Raw genomic sequence first — 2,615 nt, forward strand, 5'->3', positions numbered from 1 at the left:
CCTCGGCCATGAGCCGCGGGTAGATGTTCCAGGCGACGGCGACCAGCGCGCGCCTCTTCGGGCTTTCGATCCCCCTGCCCTCCTCGTGCCAGCCATCCGCGTGGCTGGCCGCGATCAGGGTGGCGATGGACCGGCGCGCGGCATCCGTGCCGGGCGCGGCCGCAAGCGAGAGGATCTGGCCGTCGAGTTGCATGCCCCTCATCTGGACCCGATCGGGCCCGGCGTCGAGGCGGTGTTGGCTTCCCAGGCAGGGGTCGGAGCCGTCAGACGAAAATCACCATAGGATCAACCACTTAACCTCTGCGTCATAAAGGGTTGTAGCCTACATGGGCACAGCCCTGTGTGTAGATCAAGGGAACAACATTACAAACAACAGCTACTATAGGTTGATTGGGCCTCTACGCATGCTTAGGGAATAAGGATCGAGGTCCAAGGTGCTACACCAAAAAAACCGTGTTTCATATGGCAGTGGAACGCAGAACCAACACTCTGATGTCGGTGAGCCGACCGGCGACTACACGGCGTGCGATGTTATCTAGCGCGGAAGTAGGGATCTTTACTGGTGACTCTCAAGGACAATAAGCGACGCAGTTTGGGGCGGTTGGCGATTACGCGCGCCTGGTTCGATCCTATCCCGGATCGAAGCCCGCCCAGATATTCATTTCATATGGATGTGACTTTCCAGCAAGAGAGGCTCGGAGGCGGGCCCAACGATCCGGTAAGGTTCCAAGTCGGCCTCAAACGATGCGAGTTGGTCGTTATGCTCCCAAGGGGGGAGGAAAGACTGAAGATAGATCCGCGCACGATCGCGGTAGGGCAAACAACCACCGACGTGACTATTCGGCGCGCTACCAGTGCGACTTCTGAGGTCTCAGCCGGCGCCGGGTTGGGTGTTGGTGCATCTGGGGCGACTGGGAGTGCAAATTTCTCAGCAAAAGCGAAGCGCTCTCGATCTGTCGAGGCAACCTCTGAAGAGATTTTGCCGGTGCTATTGGGGACGAGAAGCGAGTCCACTGACGGCCATCAATCGTGGAATATTGCGCGGATGGACGGAGCAGAGGTTTTGGAAGGCCTCCTCTGGAATGCTAACAAAGACGAGCCGCGGTTTGAGCTTATTGATGGCCGCCCGCCCGCCGTTCGAGACCGAGAAGAGCGGACTGGTCTTCATGCCACTGTGACGATCGAGGTTCGATGTAAACGTCAGGACTTAGAAGTTACTGAAGTGAGTCTCACTGACCCGGAGGAAAGCAAGACATTCGCTCGGCTAACAAATAGGAGAAAAGCTACAAAAGTTGCCGAGGCTTTCATTAAAAAGAAGTTGCAAGAGGAAGGTCTCCGAGTCGGAGATGTTCATGAGCAATATTCAGATATGGTCATTGGAGACCTCATTGTATCGCTGGTAGAGAATGACGATTTTTGATGAAGTTCGAAAAATCCTTATGTCACCGTCCAGCACTCTACAAGGACTGGCGGGTGCTGTCGGGCTGACACCGGAAGAACTTTTCGAGGGGGAAAGTTTCCAAGGCGTAGACCTTCAAGATGAACCACTTGATTTAATTTTAAGGCTGGATTCGGATTTTGAAGGCGCGATACTATCACGGGAGCAGTCGAAAGCTTTACGAGCTGGCCGCGGAGTTGCTGCGAAAAGAGCCAAGCATGCCAAGTTAAAGAATCTCCAAGAATATCGGCGCGACAGCATCGAAGGCTTTGTCCAGAGATACTTTGCGCAGGGCGTTTGGGAGGAGGCGCTATCTGTATTGTGGTCGCCGCTTTCAAAGAGTGCTGTAGATATAGATAAATGGTCAGGCATGACGCAATACTATGTGCCTGACGCAGTCAGATACATTTCAGCGAACGAGGACAATCTATCAAACCCGCTCAGTGACGCTATAGTAAGCTTTCTCCTGAAGGTAAAGATGATGCGGCTTCCCTTGGGAGGCGATGTGATCGCAGCATTGGAGCAAGCGGGCCAAGTTCTCGTTCCAGAAACAATGGAGAAAGTTGTCGACTTCAACTACTGCACGGAACGCTTCGTGATGAGGTGGCTTGAAAAGATCGAGCAATATCAACACACAGGGAGTGGGCGAGACATGTTCTTTGAGGCACTTAGTCTCTCAATGCTTGGACCATCTTCCCCATCATCATCATATGTGGAATCTATTCTCTCTCAAGCTCGCTCTCTCAACGAAGTTAGGGCTCTCGTAAGACGCCTTTCGAAAAAAAGGATCGATAGATCGTTGGGGTCTATGATCGCGCGCCTCCTTGCCAAGAAAGCGACAAGTCAGAAGGAGATAACTGATACTGCTCTCGATAGAGAAATAAACCCCTATGTGCGATCAGCTTTTCGACAACTTATTATTTCATCATCCAATCCCATTGGTCGCCGATCGATGATAGATATCATCGCCGCTGGCGGAAAAAACTCAAGCGGCATCGAGTTGGATGCTGTTTTGATGGGGCTGGATTTTGACGACAGCATTTCTTTTATGCAGCCACATTGGGATAGGATAACCTCTCACCACCGTTCGGTAGCGATCGATGCGATTTCGTCGAAGTCCCGGACAGCTGAGCATCGAAACCGTGTCCGGAAGCTGCGTAAACGCCTCAGTGTTGGT

At 52.8% G+C, this 2,615-nt stretch carries 3 protein-coding genes; 2 read left to right on the forward strand and 1 reads right to left on the reverse strand.

Annotated features, from left to right (window positions below):
• On the reverse strand, nucleotides 1-193 hold a 193-nt coding region (locus ACFDS3_RS20695; protein WP_375264207.1), incomplete at its 3' end, for a hypothetical protein.
• A gap of 369 nt (nucleotides 194-562) precedes the next feature.
• Here ACFDS3_RS20695 and ACFDS3_RS20700 point away from each other — a divergent pair.
• The gene (locus tag ACFDS3_RS20700) at nucleotides 563-1,420 is read left to right on the forward strand and encodes a hypothetical protein (RefSeq protein ID WP_375264208.1); all 858 of its coding nucleotides are present in this window, start codon (nucleotides 563-565) and stop codon (nucleotides 1,418-1,420) included.
• On the forward strand, nucleotides 1,407-2,615 hold a 1,209-nt coding region (locus tag ACFDS3_RS20705; RefSeq protein WP_375264209.1), incomplete at its 3' end, for a hypothetical protein. The genes ACFDS3_RS20700 and ACFDS3_RS20705, both read left to right, overlap by 14 nt.

Source organism: Palleronia sp. (assembly GCF_042089775.1).
GTDB lineage: Bacteria > Pseudomonadota > Alphaproteobacteria > Rhodobacterales > Rhodobacteraceae > Palleronia.